The sequence below is a fragment of the Vandammella animalimorsus genome, assembly GCF_002288875.1.
Lineage (GTDB): Bacteria > Pseudomonadota > Gammaproteobacteria > Burkholderiales > Burkholderiaceae_C > Lampropedia > Lampropedia animalimorsus.
In genome coordinates, this window is sequence record NZ_NTBH01000001.1 from 291,855 (window position 1) to 310,698 (window position 18,844).

Here is an 18,844-nt window from a genome sequence, read left to right on the forward strand (position 1 = left end):
ATGTTAAGAAATAACTGCCCGGGGCGCAGCGCCGTGTGCCTCTGCGGATTTGTGCCCAGCTCCTCAAGCCAAACCATCCCCAAAGGCCTCACGGGCCTGCTGCAGCCAGCCCGGCGCCCAGGCGGCGGCCTGTTCTTCGGGGTCGGCCGGGTCGCTGGCGTCGAGCACCAGCAGCTCACCGATGCGCTGCGCGCCCAGGTCCTGCAGGCGGGCATCAAACAGACGCCCGCCTGCGGCAAAGGTCTCGCCGTAAAACTGATCGCCCAGCGCGATGACGCCATAGCGCAAGGCCCCCAGGTAGCGTGGCCGCATGTCCAGATCGGCGTACAGCGGCTGCAGGTTCTCCGGCACCTCGCCACTGCCGTGGGTGGAGGTGCACACCAGCAGCAGCCCTTGGGCGCTGATTTGCTCCAGCAGCTCGCCCGTGCATTGCGCGTCGGCCAGCAGCAGCTCGATCTCCAGCTCCTGGCCAGGGGCGGCCGTACTGCGCAGGGCCTGCTCCACGGCCTGGGCCACGTACCAGGCCGTGTCGCTGACCGTGCCTACGAGGATGGTGAGTTTCATAGATCGTGTATGTGTGTCGTGCAAAGCCTGTGGATGCTGTGCGGGGCTAGGGCAGAGGCAAGCGTCTGTGCCAGTGGGCAGGCTTCAAGAACGATTTTCATTCCCCAGGCTCTGGCACAATCGCGGATTGTCCCTTGTTTTCGGCCTGGCAAGCGCTGCACAGGCCTTGTTACCTCTCCCATGCCCCAAGAACTGCTCACCCTGGAGCGCATGCGCGCCGACATTGCCCGCATGCTGCACGAAAGCCCAGACGCCATCGCGCTGGACGACAACCTGATTGACTGGGGCCTGGACTCCATGCGCGTGCTCAACCTGCTGCTGGCCTGGAACGAAACCGGCATTGGCCTGGATTTCTCCGAGATCGCCGAACACACCACGCTGCGCGGCTGGTGGCAAGTGGTACAGCAGCGCCTGGCGCAAATGGGCCACTGAAGCCCCCGCGCCATGTCCGCCCAGACGTCTTCCGATGCGGCGCAAGCCGACATTGCATCCAGTGGTCCCTGGCCGCTGACGCCCGCCCAAACCGGGCTGTGGTATGCCCAGCAGCTCGACCCTGGCAACCCCAGCTTCAACACCGGCCATGCACTGTGGCTGCAAGGCTCGCTGGACGTAGCGGCCTTTGCAGAGGCGGCCAACCAGGCCGCGCGCGAGGCCCAGGCGCTGTGCCTGCGCTTTGGCCTGCGCGCAGATGGCCAGGGCGTGCAGCAGTGGCTGGATGCAGCGCACGTGCCCGAGCTGGAAATCATTGACCTGAGAACCTGTTCAAAGTCCCAGCCAGACTCCAGCCAGTGCGCAGAGCACGCAGAGCAGGCCAAGCAGGTCGCACAAGAGGCCATGCAGGCCGACATGGCCCGCCCGCTCGATCCCACGCGCGATCGACTGGCGCGCCAATGCCTGTTCGTACTCGGCCCCGGACGCTATTGCTGGTACCAGCGCGCCCACCATTTGTTGTGCGATGGCTACGGCATGGCGCTGTGGGAAGGCCGCGTCACTGCGCTGTACGACGCCGCGCTGCAGGCCCGCCAAACCCGGCCCGATGCGGCCACAAGCACCGCTGCATCGCGCCCGCTGGGGCCGCTGCAACCGGTCATCGACGAGGCTCTGGCCTACCCGGACAGCGCGCCCTGCCAGGCCGATGCGACCTATTGGCGCGAGCTGTTCACGCCCGCGATCGAGGTCGCCAGCCTCTCGGCCCAGCCGCACGCCAAGGCCCAGGCCGCGCACCACTGCCTGCGCCTGAGCATCGCACTGCCGCAGGCCTGGCGCGAGGCCCTGCTGGCCTTTGCCCAGCAGCAGGCCATCCCCTGGCCCGACGTGCTCACGGCATTGGTGGCGCTGTACTGCCAGCGCATGGCTGCAGCCGCGCAAACCGTGGTGGGCATCCCCTTCATGGGACGGCTGGGCAGCGCCAGCGCCCGCGTGCCTGCCATGGTGATGAATGTGCTGCCCCTGCCCGTGGCCGCCAGTGACGAGCAGGCCATGGCCCCCTGGCTGCAGACCATGGCCCGCGCGCAACTGCAGGCGCGCCGCCATGGCCGCTACCGCAGCGAGCAGTTGCGCCGCGACCTGGGTCTGCTGGGCGGGCAGCGCCGCCTGTATGGCGCGCTGATCAACGTCCAACCCTTTTACCAGCCCGTGCGCCTGCCAAGCCTGCAGACGGAGCTGGAAATCCTGGGCACCGGCCCCATCGACGATCTGACCATCGGCTTTCGCGGAGATGCCCGCCAGGCGCTGGAGCTGGAGCTGGAGGCCAACCCCAATCTCTACACGCCAGAGCAACTGCAGGCGCACCTGCAGCGCCTGCCCGAGTTCATCGCTCAGGCGTGGCTGGCCAATACCCTGGGCGAGCTGCGCCTGGCCAGCCAGGCCGAGGCCCAGCGCTGCCTGTTCGACTTCAATGCCACCGCGCACCCGGTGCCGCACACCACGCTGGCCGCATTGATCGAAGCGCAAATGCAGCGCAGCCCCCAGGCCACGGCCTTGGAGTACGAAGGCCAAAGCCTGAGCTACGCCGAGCTGGATGCGCGCACCAGCGCCCTGGCCCAGGCGCTGGTTGCCCAGGGCGTGGGGCCCGACGCCCTGGTGGCCGTGGCGCTGCCGCGCTCGCTGGAGCTGCTCATCGCCCTGGTGGCCGTGCTGCGCGCCGGCGGCGCCTACCTGCCGCTGGATTTGCAACACCCCAGCGAGCGACTGGCGCGCATCTTGCAGCTGGCCCGCCCCGTTTGCGCCCTGGCGCTGCAGGCCGATGCCGCGCGCCTGCCCGCCGGGCTGCCTTGCCTGCCGCCAGCGGCCTGGCCCACTGCGCCGGCCGCGCCCGATGCAGCCCAGCCGCTGCCCGCGCCCCAGCCCCAGCACCTGGCCTACGTGATCTACACCTCCGGCTCCACCGGCGAGCCCAAGGGCGTGATGATCGAACACCAGGCCATCGTCAACCGGCTGGAATGGATGCGCCAGCACTACGGCTTCGACGCCAGCGACCGCATCCTGCAAAAAACCCCGGCCACCTTCGATGTCTCCGTCTGGGAGTTCTTCCTGCCGCTGCTGTGCGGTGGCACGCTGGTCATCGCCCCGCCCGAGGCGCACCGCGACCCGGCCTGGCTGGCGCGCATCATCCGCCAGCAGCGCATCGGCACCTGCCACTTCGTGCCCTCCATGCTGGCGGCCTTCCTGGCCGAGCCACAAGCGCGCGGCATCCAGATGCGGCGCATCTTCACCAGCGGCGAAGAGCTGCCCGCTTCGCTGCGCCAGCGCCTGCACGCCACGCTGCACAGCCAGCTGCACAACCTCTACGGCCCCACCGAGGCCGCCGTGGACGTGAGCTACTGGGACGCCGGGCCGGACGACAACGCCCAGCCCGTGCCCATTGGCCGCCCGGTCTGGAACACCTGGCTGTACGTGCTCGACGCCCAGCTGCGCCCACTGCCGCCGGGCGTGGCCGGCGATCTGTACCTGGGCGGCGTGCAACTGGCGCGCGGCTATCTGGGGCGCGAGGACCTCACAGGCGCAGCCTTTGTGCCTGACCCGCACCGCCCTGGCCAGCGCATCTACAAAAGCGGCGACCTGGCGCGCTGGCGCGCCGACGGCGCACTCGAATACCTGGGCCGCAGCGACCAGCAAATCAAGCTGCGCGGCCTGCGCATCGAACTGGGCGAGATCGACGCCACCCTGCTGCGCAGCGGCATGCTCGAACGCGCCAGCGTCATCGTCCACACGGACGAGCGCGGCGATAAAAAACTCGTGGCTTACGTACAGCCCAAGGCCGAGCACAGCCCGCTCAACAGCGCCGCGCTGCTGCGCTGCGTGGCCAGCCAACTGCCCGACTACATGGTGCCGAGCACCGCCGTGGCGCTGCAACGCTGGCCCGTCACGGCCAACGGCAAGCTCGACCGCCGCGCCCTGCCCGCGCCAGACTTTGGCCGCCCTGGCCAGGGGGTTGCGCCGCAGCCGCTGCAAACCGCCACGCAGCGCCAGCTGGCCCAGATATTTGCCGAGGTCCTGCAGCAACCGCTGGCGCACATTGGCGCCGACAGCGACTTCTTCAGCCTGGGCGGCGATTCTCTGAGCGCCGTGCAGCTGCTGCTGGCTGTGCAGCAACACTGGCAGCGCAACCCGGGGCTGGGCGGCGTCTTCGCCCAGCCCAGCGTGCAAGGCCTGGCGGCGCTGATCGACGACGAGCGCGTGTCCTTCGACGACGGCCTGGCGCCGCTGATCGCCCTGGCCACGCCCAGCGCTGCCGAGACGGCCGAAACCACTGCCGCAGCCGCAGCCACAGCCCCGGCGCCTCGGCAGGCCCAGCCCAGCGGCAGCCTGGGCGGCGACGCCGCGCCGCTGTTCGTCATCCACCCCGCCGGCGGCATCGGCTGGGGCTACCGGCACCTGGCTCGCGCCCTGGCGCACCCGCAGCGCACGCCGGGCATGCCGGCCCAGGCCCGGCCGCGCGCCGTCTACGCGCTGCAATCGCCCGCGCTGGCGCCCGATCAACCACTGCCGCACAGCATCGACGCGCTGGCCGCGCAGTACGTGCAGCGCGCGCGCCAGATCCAGCCCCAGGGGCCGCTGCACCTGCTGGGCTGGTCGGTGGGCGGCATCATCGCCCAGGCCATGGCCGTGCACGTGCAGGCCAACGGCGGCAGCGTCGGCCTGCTGGCGCTCTTGGACGCCTACCCTGCCGACGCCTGGCGCGCCGAGCCCGAGCCCAGCCCCATTCAGGCCTTGCGCGCCCTGCTGGCCGTGGCCGGCTACGACCCCGAAGGCCACCCCGAGCTGGACACCCAGGACAAAGTCATTGCCTTTTTGCGCCAGGGCGACACCGCCCTGGGCCACCTGCCCGATGCCGCGCTGGCCGGCGTGGTGCGCGTAGTCACCGACACCAACCGCCTCATCCGCCAGCACCAGCACCGCCGCTACGAGGGCTTGCTCACCCACGTACGCGCCGGGCGCGACCACCAGCACAAGCCGCATCTGCAGGCCCAGCTCTGGGCCCCCTACGCCGCGCAGCTGCGCACGTTGCAAGTGCCTTTTTTGCACGCCGAGCTCACCGGCCCCGAGGCCACGGCCGCCATCGCGCCGCAGCTGTTCTCGCCCTGAAAGCTGCCAACGGCCAGTTCCCAAATCGCTGCCCAGCGGGCAATGAAGCGGATCGGGCGGTCTGCAGTGCATGCGCCAAGCACTGCTGGCCGGCACAGACTTTCAACTGCGCAGCAACACCGCCTGCAAGCCAGCGCACATGGCCGCTTCGAGCGCCGGACGGCGCTCGCGCAGCCATTGCAGGCGCTGCGGCGGCAGATCCTGCGGCGCGGTGTGCGCCGGCGCCCAGACCGGCGCGGGGAAATGCCCATCCCACTCATAGCGGGCAATGATGTGCCAGTGCAGGTGCGGCACCACATTGCCCAGCGAGGCCAGGTTCACCTTGTGCGGCGCAATCACCTCGCGCATGGCCCGCTCCACCGCCGCCACGGCCTGCATGCACAGCCACTGCTGCGACGCGGGCAGCTCGCTCCATTCGCGCACGTGCGCCGTCCAGACGATGCGGTAGAAGGCCTCCAGCCCCGGCTCCTGGGCGTGCACCAGACGCAGCAAGGGGTGGGCAAACACCACGCGCCCGCCGCCTTCCTGGCACAGCGCGCAACCGGGCGCGCGCTCGCCGGGCGGCGGCAGCTGCAGCAGTTGCGGCTCAAGGCCCTCAGGGCAAGGGGAAGCAGGCTCTCGGGACTCTCGGGTATCACGCATGGTCATCTTTCAATGAAGCGGCAGGGGTCAGGCGTGCCAAGGCTTTCCGGCCTGCTTCGGTCAAACGGTACTGCTGCAGGCGGCTGTCGGGCTTGTTCGGCACCGTGTAGGCGATCAGGCCCTGCTCGACCAAAGCCTTGATCGTGCGTTTGAGCGCCCCGGTCTTGGTCTTCAGGCCCAGTCCCAGAGCCAAGGCATTGGCAGATGAGGGGCCGGCAGTCAGCAACTGCAATACCCTATCTGACTGGGCCTCTGACTGGGCCTCTGACTGGGCCCCCAGGGACTCTGGGCTCTGGCGATCGACCTGCATAGGCTCTCGCAGGTAAATGCTCAGGCGCAGCCCCGTTGCGATCTCGGTGATGACGGGTTCGGGCAGGCCCTGTTCGGCGGCATCGGCAAAGATGCGGCGCACACCACTGCCCCATTGCTCGATCAGCTGCAACTCACGGAACACGCGAGCAATGACTGGGTTGCGAATCCGGGAGACGCCGTTTTTCATGTCCTCCACCGTCATGCCCGGCAGCAGCAGGCCCGGACTTTCGATGTCGATGCGGTCGTCGAAGAACGCCACACGGATGGGCGTGCCCCGCTGGGAGTAGTCGCTGTGCACGAGCGCGTTGACGATGGCCTCGCGCAACATGCCCAGCGGGATGCTCCAAACGTCCTTGCGGCGCATGGCCCCGAACTGGGCGCTCTTGAAGGCATGTTTTTTCAGAAACAGCTCGATCGCCGTCATCGCATCGGGCAAGTGTTCGTGGATCTCCGTTTGATCGAAAATTTCCACCTTGTCGCGGCCTCGAAAGCGACCACACTGCACCCAGGCATCGGGGAAGTACTGCGCACGTGTTTTGCCGAACAACAGCACTGCCCCTTGCGTGGGCACCAGTCGGCCTTGCTCGTGGCGCAGCAGCTTGAGCGTCGTCAACGCCTTCTCATCCAATATGCGACGAGGCCCGAACCAGCGCTGCGCCGCTTGCAGATCCAGATCCTGCGGGCCCAACTCGGGCATGGGCAACTCGTCGAATACAACGCCTTGCGCAGCTCGGCCCAACTCAGCCACCAGCTCTGGCCCCGCCTGGCGGCTGCTGGAGCCCAGCCGCACATACACACCCTGCTGCGGGCCCAGTGACTTCAAATAATGCGGACGAGAGTTGCTGGGAAAGACCTCGACCACCAGCACCGTTCGCCCGTCAATGCTGGCCAGCTCCACCTGGGGCACCAGACGCGGAGCGATCGAGTCTGCAATCAGATTGCAGATTCGCTCTTCCTCATCGAGCGGCTCGATCACACCCGTCACCTGGCGCGCGTCATCCACCCCAATCACCAAACGCCCACCGGCCGAATTGGCGAATGCCACCAGTGTCTTGAGCGCATTGCGCGGTGAGCTCAGGTCGCGCTTGAACTCCAGTGTCTTGCCTTCAGGCTGCAGCAGGAGTTGCTCAATGGCCGTGCTCATGCCCGTTGTCCTCGCCCTTGGCCTTCAGCCCGAGGTTTCAACATCGCGAAAGATCTGGGGAAGTTCATCTGTATTTCAGGCCTTGGATGCTGTGCTGGAGGCAGACTGTAATGGATTGGCCTGATTGGATGCGCTTCACAGGCTCTAAGATTGCCCATTTCACACCGAGCATTGTTTTTTGAGCAGGTGCCTGCCGCCACGCCACTTTCTGCCATGCGCCTTCACGACACACCCCCACGGCAAACGCCCAGCATCCAGGTCTTCGAGCGCATGTACGCCATCCTGGATTTTCTGGCCAGCCACGCCCAGGCCATCTCCCTGAAAGAGATCAGCGAGGCCACCGGGCTGCACCCTTCGACCGCGCACCGCATCCTCAACGATTTGGTCATCGGGCGGCTGGTGGAGCGGCCCGAGGCCGGCAGCTACCGCCTGGGGCTGCGCCTGCTGGAGCTGGGCAATCTGGTCAAGGCGCGGCTGAGCGTGCGCGACGTGGCCTTGCCGCTGATGCGCGAGCTGCACCGCAGCACGCAGCAGGCCATCAACCTGTCCATCCACCAGGGCGATGAGATCGTCTACATCGAGCGCGCTTTCAGCGAGCGCTCGGGCATGCAGGTGGTGCGCGCCATTGGCGGCCATGCGCCGCTGCACCTGACATCCACCGGCAAGCTGTTCCTGGCCGCGCAGGAGCCGCACTGGGTGCGCGCCTACGCTGCACGCACCGGCCTGGCAGGCAATACGCGCAACAGCATCACCAAGCTGGACGTGCTCGAGCGCGAGCTGCACCGCGTGCGCCAAAGCGGTCTGGCGCAAGACCGCGAGGAGCTGGAGCTGGGCGTGAACTGCATTGCCGCAGGCATCTACGATGACCAGGGCAAGCTGGTGGCCGGCCTGTCCATCTCCGCGCCCAGCGGCCGCCTGGAGGAAAGCTGGGTGCCCAGGCTGCAGACCACCGCCAGCAAAATCTCTGCCGCGCTGGGCCAGCCCGGCCACTGAGTCAGCGCCCGTCAAGACCCCTGCACGGCGGGCAAGCGCGCGGATCGGGGCGATCTGCTTGCGTTGCAAAGCCTCGCCATAGCCGCTGTACTCTGCGCCTTGCGGCCCATCCCAAACCATTTCTTGCCCACTCGCCCCGAGATCTCGCACAGGTTCTGAGCCATGACGCCCACGCCCACCTCAAGCCCTGCCACGCCGGTCGGCGAGCCGCTGCTCGAACAGTTGGCCCGGCAGGCCGCGCACAAAAGCCCCTTCTGGCTGCTCGACCAGCTGCATCAGCAGCTGCAGGCGCAGCAGGCCCAGGGGCCGCTGCAGCCGGCCTGGCAGGGCTGGTGGGATTTGCTGCGCTTTTGCCTGGGCAGGCAGTCCATCGCCCTCTGGCTGGCGCACGAGCGCGCAGCGCTGCAGCGCATCCAGGCCCTGGCCGCGCTGGCCGGGCAGGAGATGCTGGCCGACATCCTCAGCCAGGCATTGCAAGGCCAGGCCCAGCCGCCGCTGACCATCACCTTCAGCCAACTCGGCCACGAAGACCTGCACTTCAGCACTCAGGCCACCGAGCAGGAACATTTCGACGGCCAGGACTGGGCCGGCACCGACGCCGCCATCGACCTGCATGGCGAAGCCTTTGCCCACACCGTGGCGCAGCTGCTGCGCGATGAATTGGCCCAGCTGCCCTTGCCCGCCGCCATCACCGCCAGCGCCCACGCTACGCTCACCACTGGCGGCGCGGATGCCCACGCCCCCCAGCTGCAAACGCCACCCCACCCGCAGAGGCTGCAGGGCGATGGCCCCGGCCAGCCGCCAGCCCTGCACGCCATCATCGAAGCGCACCAAGGCCTGGCGCTGCAGGCATTGGCCGATGGCGCCAGCGCCTGGCTGCCCATGCAACACCACAGCCAGCCCGCGCCCGAGCCGGATTTGCTGGAGTTCTACCAAGCCCTGTGGGGCGCGCCGCTGACCAGTCTGCTGGCCGCCTACGCCAGCCACAACGGCGCGCGCCTGTTCTGCCACGGCGATACCGTCGGGCTGCAGCTCTTTGCCATCGAGCAATGGGCCCAGCAACAGGCCCGCATGCTGCAAGCGGCGCGCCAGCACGGCTGGCCCGAGCAGCCAGGCGCCCTGCCCGACTGGCTGCACAGCGCCGTGTGCTTTGCCCAGTGCGGCATGGAGCGCGAATACTGGATCCTGCCCACGCAAGGGCCGCTGGCCGGCTGCGTGCTGCTGTCGGAGACGGACGCCCTCGCCGGCCACCGGCGCTTTGCCGATGCGGCCAGCTTCTTCCAGACCCTGCTGCACGCGCCGGCGCGCATCCTGGGCGCCAGCGGCAATCTGCGCTACCGCAACGGCGCGGCGCTGCTGGAGCCGCGCGTGCGCGACGACTTTGCGATCAGGCTCTTGGGCGGCATGCCGTAGTAGCGCTCAAAGGCGGCGCTGAAGCTGGAGGGATGCTGGTAGCCCACGCGGTAGGCGACGGTGGAGACGTACAGCCCCTGCTCCAGCAGCTCCCGGGCTTTTTCCATGCGGATGGCGGTCAGCATGCGGTAGGCGCTGGTGCCAAACAGCGCCCGAAAGCCCCGCTTGAGCTGGCATTCGCTCAAACCCACGGCCGTGCACAGGTAGCCGATGCTCAGCGGCTGGGCGTACTGCTGCATCAGCAACTCGCGGGCGCGCAGCAGGCTGTCTTGCTCACTGCCGCGCAAGCGACGCGCAGGGGCCGTGGCATCGGCCTGGGCTGGTGCGCCGCTTGGCAGATGCCGCAGCAGCTCGGCCAGCAGGCTGAGGCTGGCGATGTGCCACTGCAGAGGGCTGGGCGCAGTCATGGCCGAGTTCATCGCCTGGGATGCGCGGCTTTGCGCGCGCAGGTGCAGCAGGCGCTGGGCCAGGTGCTGGGCCGCGCCATCGCTGCGGCCAAAGAACAGCAGCCGCGCCTGCTCTGCCTGCGCCATATCGGCCAGCGCGGCTTGCAAGCCGTACTGGTGCAAGGCGCGCTCTTGCACCAGCAGGCGCAACTGGCGGGTGGTCTGCCCGGCGGGGAAATGCCTTTGCCCCTGCACGCGGGCAAAGGCGCTGATGGTGCTGTGCCCGCTGGCGAAGTCAAAGCGCTGGCCTGCGCCATCAAGGGTGAAGGAATGCCCTTGCAGGCCCAGCGTCAAGATCAGCACGCGCCCGGCGTGGGATTGCTCGCTGCGCTGCACCAGATCGCGGCGGGGCGCGTAGTGCGAATAGGCCAGCGTCAGCCCATCTGCCACGGGCAGGAACTCGCTGTAGCACTCGCCCGCCTGTGGCGGCAGCGCCTGGCGCTGCCAGCCGCGCGCCCTGGCCGCGCCGTCGGCGCTGGTGATGGCGTTGTCTTCGATGGGCTTTGCGGCGCTGGCGGTTGCGGCGGGTTCTGGCATGGCGTCGTCCTTGGCTTGTGGCTTTGGGCCCCTGCCCCTTGGCACGCGGGAGCCTGACAGTCCGGATTGCCTATGTCTTGCTCCGGAATGCCTATGTTTTGAATGAGAGCAATTCTCACAAAAAATTTACAGTGCCCAGGCACAAAAACGCCTTTCGGAGCACGACATGAGAACCCGTTTTTCCCGCTGGCCCAGCGCCCTGCCGCTGGCGCTGGCCTTGCCTGCCACAGCCCTGGCACAGGGCGCGGCCGCCCCGGCGCAGTTGCCCGCCATCATCGTCACCGCCGACAAAACGCCGCAGGCGCTGGAGCAAACGCCCGCCAGCGTGGTCGTGCTCGATGCGCTGGACGTGCAGGCCGACAACCTGCACAGCCTGAGCCAGCTCGAAGGGCGAGCGCCGGGCCTGTCCTTCCAGCCCTTCGGCCAGACGGGCCTGAATGCGCCAGTGCTGCGCGGGCTGACGGCCAACTTCAACAGCTTTGCCACCTCGGCGCTGCTCCTGGTCGATGGCGTGCCCACGCCCACGGCGCAGGGCTTTGAGGACGCGCTGCTGGATGTGGCGCGCATCGAAGTGCTGCGCGGCCCGCAATCGACGCTGTACGGCGCCAACGCCCAGGCCGGGGTGATCGCCATCCACAGCCAGCCCATCGATGGCACGCCGCGCACCCGCGTGGCCGCCGAGCTGGGCAGCCGCAATTTGCGGCGCGCGCAGTTCGCGCTCAGCCGGCCTGTGGTCGAGGGCCAGCTTTACGCCAGCATCGCCGCCAGCGCCATGCGCCAGCAGGGCTTCATCCGCAACCAGCACACGGGCGGGCGGGACGACGCACGCCAAAACAGCCAGCTGAAGCTGGGCCTGCGCTGGACGCCCACGGCCCACACCGAGGCTGTGCTGCGCTACGCGCGGCAGGACTACGACGACGGCGCCAACCGCTGGGGCAGCCCGCGCCAGCCGCGCGCGCAGGTGGCCTCGGGCACGCCCGGCTGGAACCGCAGCAAAGGGCAATCGCTGTCGCTGCACGCCACGCACGATGGGGGCGCTGGCCTGCGCTGGCATGCCATCACGGCCTGGAGCCGTTTTTCCGACCACACGCAGCAGGACACGGACTTCGGCCCGGCCGATGCACTGCACGTCGGCCGCGACAACCGGCTGCGCACGCTGTCGCAGGAATTGCGGGTGGAAGGGCGGCTGGGTCAGGCCCAATGGCTGGGCGGCCTCTATCTTGGACAAGACCGCCACCACCTGCACTACCGCAGCCAGCGCATGGGCCAGCTCGACCAGCCGCGCTCGCAGATGGACAAGCGCACGCTGGCCTGGTTCACGCACTGGAGCCTGCCTTTGAGCGAGCGCTGGAGCCTGGCCGCCGGTGCGCGCATCGAGCAGCAGCGCGCCCGCATCACGCCGCAGGGCCAGGCCGCGCAGCGGCAGTCCTGGCGCCACCTCTCGCCCAAGCTGGCGCTGCAATACCAATTGCAGCCCCAGCAGCAGTGGTATGCCAGCGTCAGCCGAGGGGTGCGCAGCGGCGGCTTCAATGCCTTGTCGGTGGCCACCGACCACGCGCCCTTCGCGCCGGAGACGAGCTGGTCCTACGAAACCGGCCTCAAGGGCTGGGCGCTGGACAAGCGCCTGCGCTACACGCTGGCGCTCTACCACATGCGCATCGGCGACATGCAGGTGATGCAAATGCCCAGGCCGGGCTTCATGTACCTGACCAATGCCGCCAGCGCGCGCTCCCAAGGGCTGGAGTGGGATCTGGACTATTTGCTCGGCGGGGGCTGGCAACTCAAGGCCGGGCTGGCCGCCAACCGCACGCGCTTTGCGCGCTTTGTCGATGGCGCGGCCGACTACAGCGGCAAACGCAATCCCTTTGCGCCGCGCCTGAGCGGCCATGCCAGCCTGCGCTACGACGCGCCTCAGGGCTGGTACGCCCAAGCCGGCCTGACGGGCAGCGGCAAGGTCTATCTGGATGCCGCCAACCGCCACCAGCGCCGTGGCCACGTGCTGCTCAACCTGGCCGCAGGCTACCAGCGCGGGCCTTGGGAGATCAGCGCCCACGTGCGCAATGCCGGCAACACCGCCTACGACGCCGTGGGCTATCAGAACGGCTTTGTCACCGTCTACAGCCCGCCGCGCGAAATCGGCCTGCGCCTGAGCTGGCAGCATTGAGGTGCGCGATGCCCTTGCATGCCCCTTTGCACAACCCCTTGCCCTCGCTATGGGCCATGGCCGCCGCCCCCATGCAGGCCAACGCACTGGAGCAGGCGCTGGAGCTGGGTCTGCTGCCGCTGCTGCGCCAGCCCCTGCCAGCCGACGCCGTAGCTCAGCGCCTGGCGCTGGCCCCCAAGGCCACGGCCCTGTGGCTGGAGCTTTTGTGGAGCATGGGCTGGCTGGCCCGGCACGAGCGCTCCGCCCACCCCGGCGCGCCGCTGTACGCAGCCTCGCCCCAGGCGCAGCGCTGGCTGACCGAGGGCAGCGGCGAGAACATCGCCCAGGCCTGGCTGTTTCGCATGCGCTTTCTGCGCCAGTTCGCCGCGCAATGGCCTGCGCTGCTGCGCCACGGCGGCAACGCCCCCGCTGCCACGCCCGCGCCCTTGACCACCTGGGGCGAGGCCGCGCGCCAGCACATCGCGCAAGAGCAGCAGGCCATCACCGCGCCGGCCGCCCTGGCCTTGCTCGACACCCTGCACGCGCTGCCCGAGCGCGGCCACTTTCTCGACCTGGGCGGCGGACCAGGCTGGGTTGCCATCGCCCTGGCGCAGCGCCTGCCCGGCTGGCAGGGCACGGTGTGCGACCAGGCCGAAGCGGCAGCTGTGGCAGAGGACAACATCCAGGCTGCGGGCCTGAGCGCCCGCCTGCGCGCCCAGGCCTGCGATCTGAATGAAGACTTTCCCGCGTTGGCGGGGGAAGAAGGCTACGGCCTGATCTGGTGCTCGGCCCTGCTGCACTTTCTGCGCGACCCATTGGCCCTGCTGCGTCAGGCCCGCGCCGCGCTCCAGCCCGGCGGCCTATTGCTGCTGGCCCATGCCGAGCAGACCCGCCACGCCGAACTGGCGGCTCAAACCCTGCCCTTCTATGGCCCCCTGGCCCTGCGCGGCCAATACCTGCCGCAGGAAGGCGAAATCCCCCGCCTGATGGCGCAGGCGGGCCTGACGGAAATCCAAACCCTGGGCCTGGCTACCTTGCCCATGGCCCCGGTCTGGGTACATGCAGGCCGCGCCCCTCTGAGCTGAAATCCCATGCACACACGGCAAACGCACACGCCATCGCGCCACTGGTGGCCGCAGCAAGGGCTGATCGGCTGGCTCAACCTGGCGCTGACCGCGCCCACCGTCTATCTGTTCATCGGCCTGCCGCTGGTGCTGCGCCAGCACGGCTGGAGCGGCACCGACATCGGCCTGCTGCAACTGGCCGGCCTGCCCGCCATGCTGAAATTCGCCCTCGCCGCCCCCATCGAGCGCTGGCCCTTGCCTTGGCCCTTGGGGCGTGACGCTAACTTGCGTGGCGCTGGCAGGCACGGCGCGCTCAACTACCGCAACTGGGCCCTGGCGCTGGGCCTGGCCTACGCCGCCGCGCTGCTGGCACTGGCGCTGCACCCGCTGCACAACACCACACCCCAAACCCTGTTCGCACTGCTCATGCTCGCCAACCTGCTGGGCACCTGGGCCGACGTGCCCATCAACGCCCTGGCCATCCGCATCCTGCCGCCATCCGAGCACACCCGCGCGGGCGCCATCCGCTCGGCCGCCACCTCGCTGGGCGCCATCGCAGGCGGCGGTCTGATGCTGGTGCTGCACGCCCGGCTGGGCTGGTTCTGGCCCTTTGCCACATTGGCCATCGCCGTGCTCGTCGGCATCCTGGCCCTGCTTCTGCTGCCGCTGCACACGAGCGCCACAACGGCAGCCATCCCGCCACCGCCCCAAGGCGCCGGGCAGCCCCCAGAAGCGGCACGCCCAAAAGCTCGGCTGACCAATGTGCCAGCCAATGTACTGGCCTATTTCCAGCCCAAGCCGCGCCGGGCCTGGGCGCTGCTGCTGCTGTGCTATTTCCCCGCCGTGGGCGCTGGCTGGGTGTATCTCAAGCCCCTGATGCTCGACCAAGGCTTTGCCGAAGAACACATCGCCTGGGGCGTTGGCGTGGCCGGCGGCCTGCTCAGCGCCCTGGCCAGCCTGACCAGCGCACACCTGACCCACCGGATAGGCGTGCGCCGCACCCTGCCGCTGTTTGCTGGCTTCAACCTGCTGGCCATGGCCGCTCTGGGCACTGCCGTGGCCAGCGGCCTGGGCAAACCGGCCCTGCTGGCCGCCGCCGCTACGCTGGCCATGGCCATGGGCGCCAGCGCAGCGCTGCTGTTCGGCCTGATGATGCGCCACACCCGCACGCCGCTGCAGGCGCTGGACTACGGCATCCAGTCCAGCCTGTTCATCAGCGCCCGCTCGCTGGCGCCGCTGCTGGCTGGCCTGCTGCTCGACCACCTGGGCTACGGCGCCATGCTGGGCGCACTGACAGCCTGGCTGGCCCTGGTCTGCGCGCTGAGCTGGCGGCTGCGCGATGCGATCGCAGGCAATGGCTGAGGCTCTGTGCTTTGGCGTCAAGCTGCTGCAAGCTCTCAAGCTGCCTCACAACAGCATCTACAAGGACATCAGCGCCCGCAAACTGCTGGCGCTGAAAGTGCTCCCGTAGCCATTGGAATGCTCTAACGTGCGGCATCCATACACCTGTTCATACGATGCAGACGAGATGGGCAGCCCTTTGATGCAAAATGCAAGTCATTTGCAATACGGCATTCCGCAGGCCCGCCCTGCCGGGTTGCCGGACTGTCGGGACACCCCGGATTGGAGCCTTGCCGCATGTCGTGCGCCCCTGATGCCTTGTCTGCCTCCGCTGCTGCGGCCACGGCCAGCGGCGGCGAGCCCTTGCTGCCGTTTGACTGCATGCAGCGCAATCTGGGGCGCTGGCTGCCGGTCAGCGACGTGGCCGGCGGGCGGCGCGAGGCGCGCAGCGTGTTCGCCGAGAGCGCCATGCGCGGCTGCGCGGGCCTGGCGGAAATGCCCGGCGGCCTGGCGTTGTGCAGCTTTCACATGCAGACGCCCAAAGGGGTTCGTTTCAAGCCCGCAGACCAGCCCGATGCCAGCGCCCTCACCCTGTTCTACCCGATTGCTGGCGGCATGAGCTGGCGCGACAGCAGCGGGCAGCGCGAGCACATGGATGGCGAGGGCGCGATGTACTGGGGCTGCGGCGTGGCCGATTGCCAGAGGGGTCAGCTTGTTCACCCCGGCACGGTGCGTTACGTGGCATTGGCCTTGCCGCATACCGCCTTGCTGCACTGGCTGGCCCAGCCCGAAGGGCACTTGGCCGAGCAGCGCCTGCTGCATTGCCTGCGGCGCCGCAATGATTTGCAGCCCATCAACGCCCTGCCCATGGACGCGGCCATGCGGCGCGACGCCGCCCGCCTGCTGGCCCTGCACATGGCCTGGCAGGGCAGCAACGGGCCAGGCAGCGCGCCGGGCATGACCCTGGCGCACAGCCTGCAGCTCGAAGGGCTGGCCCTGGGCCTGCTGGGGCAGTGGCTGGCCCTGCCCGATGCGCACGCGCACAGCCCCTTGCACGCGCGCCAGCGCCGCGCCGTGGATGAGGCGCTGGACATCATCCACGCCGAATACGCCCAGCCCCTTTCCATCCACACGCTGGCGCGACGCATCGGCACCAATGAGTGCTATCTGAAGCGCGACTTCAAGGCCCGCACCGGCCTGGGCGTGGCCGCTTACCTGCGCCAGTTGCGCATGCAGCAGGCCGCGGCCTTGCTGGAAGAAGGGCGCTTGAGCGTGCAGGAGGTGGCCCGCCACGTGGGCTATGCCAGCGCCAGCCGCTTTGCCCGCGCCTTTGCGCAGGCGCACGGCCACCTGCCATCCAGCCTGCGCGAGCGCACATCCTGACGCCTGATTAATTTCCCGTCCGGGCCAGCCGTTTCCCGTTTTGGCGATGGCAAGTCAACAAAAATGACTTGCATTCAAACATTGCACCCGCCTTCTTCGTGAAGGGACAAGGAGACTGCCGTGCCCCCTCTTCAGCCCTGGCCCCCGGGCCGTGTTTGCCCCTCTCTGGCCGCCGCCCTGCTGGCCTGCGCCGCGCTGCCTGCCGCGGGGCAGGCGCCGGCTGCCCCTGCCGATCCAGAGAGCATCACCACCCTGCCCGCCATCACCGTACAGGCCCGCCGCAGCGCCGAGCAGGCGCGCGACTTGCCTTTGACGGTGCAGGTCATGGACGAGGTCGAGCTGGAGGAGCGCCGCCTCAATCATCTGGAGGATCTGCTGCGCGGCACGCCGGGCGTGGAGGTCAACACCTGGGGCGGCGCCAGCAACGCCAACGTGCGCATACGCGGCATCGGCTCGCTTTACCAGTCAGGGCCGGACGACACGTCCGTGGTCGTCGATGTGGATGGCGTTCCCACCAGCGTGGGCAACGCAGCGCTGGGCTTGCTCGATGTGGAACAGGTCGAAGTGCTCAAAGGCCCGCAAAATGCCCTGTTTGGCCGCAGCAGCAGCGCAGGCGCGCTCAATATCCGTACCCGCCGTCCTGTGCTGGGCCACACCGGCGGCCACGCCCGCGCCGAAGCGGGCAGCGGCCACCAGCATCTGGCCGAAGGCGCGTTCAATCTGCCGCTGGGCCAGCGCGCCGCCGCCCGTCTGGCCCTGCGCCACAACGCGCAGGACTACGACTACGTGAACCTGAACACGGGCAAGCCCGTCTCGCACCCGCGCGACTTGAGCTGGCGCGCCAGCCTGCTGTGGCAGCCGCAGGCCGCTACCGAGGTCGTGCTGCGCGCCAGCGGCCACGACGCCCGGCGCTATCAGGGATCCATGCTGCTGCGCCCTTATGGCGATGCGCCGGGCCAGAGCCTGAGCCGCGACGGGCTGATCGACGACAACCGCCGCCAGATCGGCCAATACGCCGTGCAATTGCAGCACGATCTGCCCTGGGCGCGGCTGACGGCGGCCAGCAGCCATGAGCGCACGGACAGCGATGTCATCAACATGACCGGCAGCGAAGTCGTCCTGCCCATGCTCGGCGTGAACATGGAGTTGCCCCAGCGGGTGCTGGAAGACGGCACGAACTGGAACCACGACCTGCGCCTTGCCTCGCTGCCGGGCAGCCGCACCTTCTGGGTCGCGGGCCTGAACCACTACCACAGCGGCCGCCGCTACATGCAAAGCCACCCTGGCGGCCTGTTCGACCACAACATGGACACCCGCGCCAGCGCCATTTATGGCGAAGCTACCTGGCCGCTGGGCCAGCAGCTCAAGCTCACCACCGGCCTGCGCCACACGCGCGAGCGCAAAAACTACGACGCCTTCTACAGCCCGCGGGGCTTTGCCAACGCATCCGACAGCCGCAGCCTGAGCGATGGCCTGACCACCGGCCGCCTGGGCCTGGGCTGGGCCGCCAGCGCGCAAACCAACGTCTACCTGACCTATGCGCGCGGCGCCAAGGCCGGCGGCTTCAACGAATATGCCACGCAGGCAGCCGACGGCGTGCCCTACCTCAGCAGCAAGGTGGACACGCTGGAGCTGGGCGTCAAAAACGAGCTGGCAGGCGGCCTCCTGCACCTGAACGCGGCGCTGTTTGCCAGCCGCGTCAAAAACGACCACCTGATCGCCTTCAACCCCAGCACCCTGGCCAACCAGTACATCAACGCCGATGCCCGCAGCCAGGGGCTGGAGCTGGATGCGCAGTGGCGCGCTGGAGGCGGGCTGACTTTCAGCGGTGCGCTGAGCTGGATCAATGGCGATATCCGCCGCGACGTGGTCACCAACACCCCGGCGGGCGACGTGCGCGCGGGCAACCGCCTGCCTGACGTGCCGCGCCTGTCGGCCTTGCTGGGCGTGCAGTGGCAGCGCGCGCTGCCTGCCTTCTGGAGCCTGCGCTCGCCCGTGCTCAACACGCGCCTGACGCTGCGCCACGTGGGCAAACGCGCCGCCGATGTGCAAAACAGCTTTGACCTGGACAGCTACAACAAAGTAGATCTGCGCCTGAGCGTGATCAGCGGCAACACCGAGCTGTACCTGTGGGGCGACAACCTGCTGAACGAGCGCTACGACCTCTACGGCCACCACATCGCCCCCGGCCTGAGCGCTGGCATGCCCGCGCGCGGGCGCAGCTTCGGCATCGGGCTGACGCACCAGTTCTAGTTCTGATGGCAAGCCCCATTGA

General features: G+C 68.7%; 13 protein-coding genes. 9 read left to right on the forward strand and 4 right to left on the reverse strand.

Annotation, left to right across the window (positions count from 1 at the left end):
* Window positions 1-63: 63 nt before the first annotated feature.
* Window positions 64-564: a flavodoxin domain-containing protein gene (locus CLI93_RS01230; protein WP_095543508.1), complete on the reverse strand. Its 501-nt coding sequence runs from the start codon at window positions 562-564 to the stop codon at window positions 64-66.
* A gap of 180 nt (window positions 565-744) precedes the next feature.
* Between CLI93_RS01230 and CLI93_RS01235 the strand changes: the two genes are divergently transcribed.
* On the forward strand, window positions 745-996 hold the full coding sequence (locus CLI93_RS01235) for a phosphopantetheine-binding protein (protein ID WP_095543507.1): 252 nt from the start codon (window positions 745-747) through the stop codon (window positions 994-996).
* A 12-nt stretch (window positions 997-1,008) separates the two neighbouring features.
* Window positions 1,009-5,151, forward strand: coding sequence for a non-ribosomal peptide synthetase (locus CLI93_RS01240; RefSeq protein WP_095995823.1), 4,143 nt, complete (start codon window positions 1,009-1,011; stop codon window positions 5,149-5,151).
* A 102-nt stretch (window positions 5,152-5,253) separates the two neighbouring features.
* Here CLI93_RS01240 and CLI93_RS01245 read toward each other — a convergent pair whose 3' ends face one another.
* Together CLI93_RS01245 and CLI93_RS01250 are read right to left on the reverse strand one after the other, a co-directional pair.
* Window positions 5,254-5,793 carry an HIT family protein gene (locus CLI93_RS01245; protein WP_095995834.1) on the reverse strand — a complete coding sequence of 180 codons (540 nt, stop codon included), beginning with the start codon at window positions 5,791-5,793 and terminating at the stop codon, window positions 5,254-5,256.
* Window positions 5,786-7,249 (reverse strand): AlbA family DNA-binding domain-containing protein, encoded by a 1,464-nt coding sequence (locus CLI93_RS01250; protein WP_095995822.1) that lies wholly within the window; start codon window positions 7,247-7,249, stop codon window positions 5,786-5,788. Before CLI93_RS01250 ends, CLI93_RS01245 begins: the two co-directional genes overlap by 8 nt.
* Before the next feature lie 213 nt (window positions 7,250-7,462).
* Here CLI93_RS01250 and CLI93_RS01255 point away from each other — a divergent pair, with 213 nt between their 5' ends.
* Both CLI93_RS01255 and CLI93_RS01260 read left to right on the forward strand, forming a co-directional pair.
* Window positions 7,463-8,242: an IclR family transcriptional regulator gene (locus tag CLI93_RS01255; protein ID WP_095549130.1), complete on the forward strand. Its 780-nt coding sequence runs from the start codon at window positions 7,463-7,465 to the stop codon at window positions 8,240-8,242.
* 162 nt (window positions 8,243-8,404) lie between these two features.
* Window positions 8,405-9,655 (forward strand): hypothetical protein, encoded by a 1,251-nt coding sequence (locus CLI93_RS01260; protein ID WP_095543596.1) that lies wholly within the window; start codon window positions 8,405-8,407, stop codon window positions 9,653-9,655.
* Here the strand turns inward: CLI93_RS01260 and CLI93_RS01265 are convergent.
* Window positions 9,577-10,638, reverse strand: coding sequence for a helix-turn-helix transcriptional regulator (locus CLI93_RS01265; protein ID WP_095543595.1), 1,062 nt, complete (start codon window positions 10,636-10,638; stop codon window positions 9,577-9,579). The genes CLI93_RS01260 and CLI93_RS01265 overlap by 79 nt on opposite strands.
* Window positions 10,639-10,804: 166 nt before the next feature.
* On the opposite strand from CLI93_RS01265, the gene CLI93_RS01270 reads away from it, so the two are divergent.
* The 5 genes from CLI93_RS01270 to CLI93_RS01290 all read left to right on the forward strand — a co-directional run bounded on the left by CLI93_RS01270 (window position 10,805) and on the right by CLI93_RS01290 (window position 18,822).
* Window positions 10,805-12,802 (forward strand): TonB-dependent receptor, encoded by a 1,998-nt coding sequence (locus tag CLI93_RS01270; RefSeq protein WP_095543594.1) that lies wholly within the window; start codon window positions 10,805-10,807, stop codon window positions 12,800-12,802.
* An 8-nt stretch (window positions 12,803-12,810) separates the two neighbouring features.
* Complete coding sequence (locus CLI93_RS01275; protein WP_143326473.1) at window positions 12,811-13,866, forward strand: class I SAM-dependent methyltransferase; 1,056 nt, start codon at window positions 12,811-12,813, stop codon at window positions 13,864-13,866.
* 6 nt (window positions 13,867-13,872) lie between these two features.
* The gene (locus CLI93_RS01280) at window positions 13,873-15,207 is read left to right on the forward strand and encodes an MFS transporter (protein WP_095543592.1); all 1,335 of its coding nucleotides are present in this window, start codon (window positions 13,873-13,875) and stop codon (window positions 15,205-15,207) included.
* Window positions 15,208-15,504: 297 nt separating this feature from the next.
* The gene (locus CLI93_RS01285) at window positions 15,505-16,569 is read left to right on the forward strand and encodes a helix-turn-helix transcriptional regulator (protein ID WP_172424371.1); all 1,065 of its coding nucleotides are present in this window, start codon (window positions 15,505-15,507) and stop codon (window positions 16,567-16,569) included.
* Window positions 16,570-16,689: 120 nt separating this feature from the next.
* Window positions 16,690-18,822: a TonB-dependent receptor gene (locus tag CLI93_RS01290; RefSeq protein ID WP_095543590.1), complete on the forward strand. Its 2,133-nt coding sequence runs from the start codon at window positions 16,690-16,692 to the stop codon at window positions 18,820-18,822.
* Window positions 18,823-18,844 lie beyond the last annotated feature (22 nt).

Excerpts from the sequence above, each read along its gene's own strand:
- CLI93_RS01230 (WP_095543508.1), bottom strand. The coding sequence starts at position 564 with ATGAAACTCACCATCCTCGTAGGCACGGTCAGCGACACGGCCTGGTAC.
- CLI93_RS01235 (WP_095543507.1), top strand. The coding sequence starts at position 745 with ATGCCCCAAGAACTGCTCACCCTGGAGCGCATGCGCGCCGACATTGCC.
- CLI93_RS01240 (WP_095995823.1), top strand. The coding sequence starts at position 1,009 with ATGTCCGCCCAGACGTCTTCCGATGCGGCGCAAGCCGACATTGCATCC.
- CLI93_RS01245 (WP_095995834.1), bottom strand. The coding sequence starts at position 5,793 with ATGCGTGATACCCGAGAGTCCCGAGAGCCTGCTTCCCCTTGCCCTGAG.
- CLI93_RS01250 (WP_095995822.1), bottom strand. The coding sequence starts at position 7,249 with ATGAGCACGGCCATTGAGCAACTCCTGCTGCAGCCTGAAGGCAAGACA.
- CLI93_RS01255 (WP_095549130.1), top strand. The coding sequence starts at position 7,463 with ATGCGCCTTCACGACACACCCCCACGGCAAACGCCCAGCATCCAGGTC.
- CLI93_RS01260 (WP_095543596.1), top strand. The coding sequence starts at position 8,405 with ATGACGCCCACGCCCACCTCAAGCCCTGCCACGCCGGTCGGCGAGCCG.
- CLI93_RS01265 (WP_095543595.1), bottom strand. The coding sequence starts at position 10,638 with ATGCCAGAACCCGCCGCAACCGCCAGCGCCGCAAAGCCCATCGAAGAC.
- CLI93_RS01270 (WP_095543594.1), top strand. The coding sequence starts at position 10,805 with ATGAGAACCCGTTTTTCCCGCTGGCCCAGCGCCCTGCCGCTGGCGCTG.
- CLI93_RS01275 (WP_143326473.1), top strand. The coding sequence starts at position 12,811 with ATGCCCTTGCATGCCCCTTTGCACAACCCCTTGCCCTCGCTATGGGCC.
- CLI93_RS01280 (WP_095543592.1), top strand. The coding sequence starts at position 13,873 with ATGCACACACGGCAAACGCACACGCCATCGCGCCACTGGTGGCCGCAG.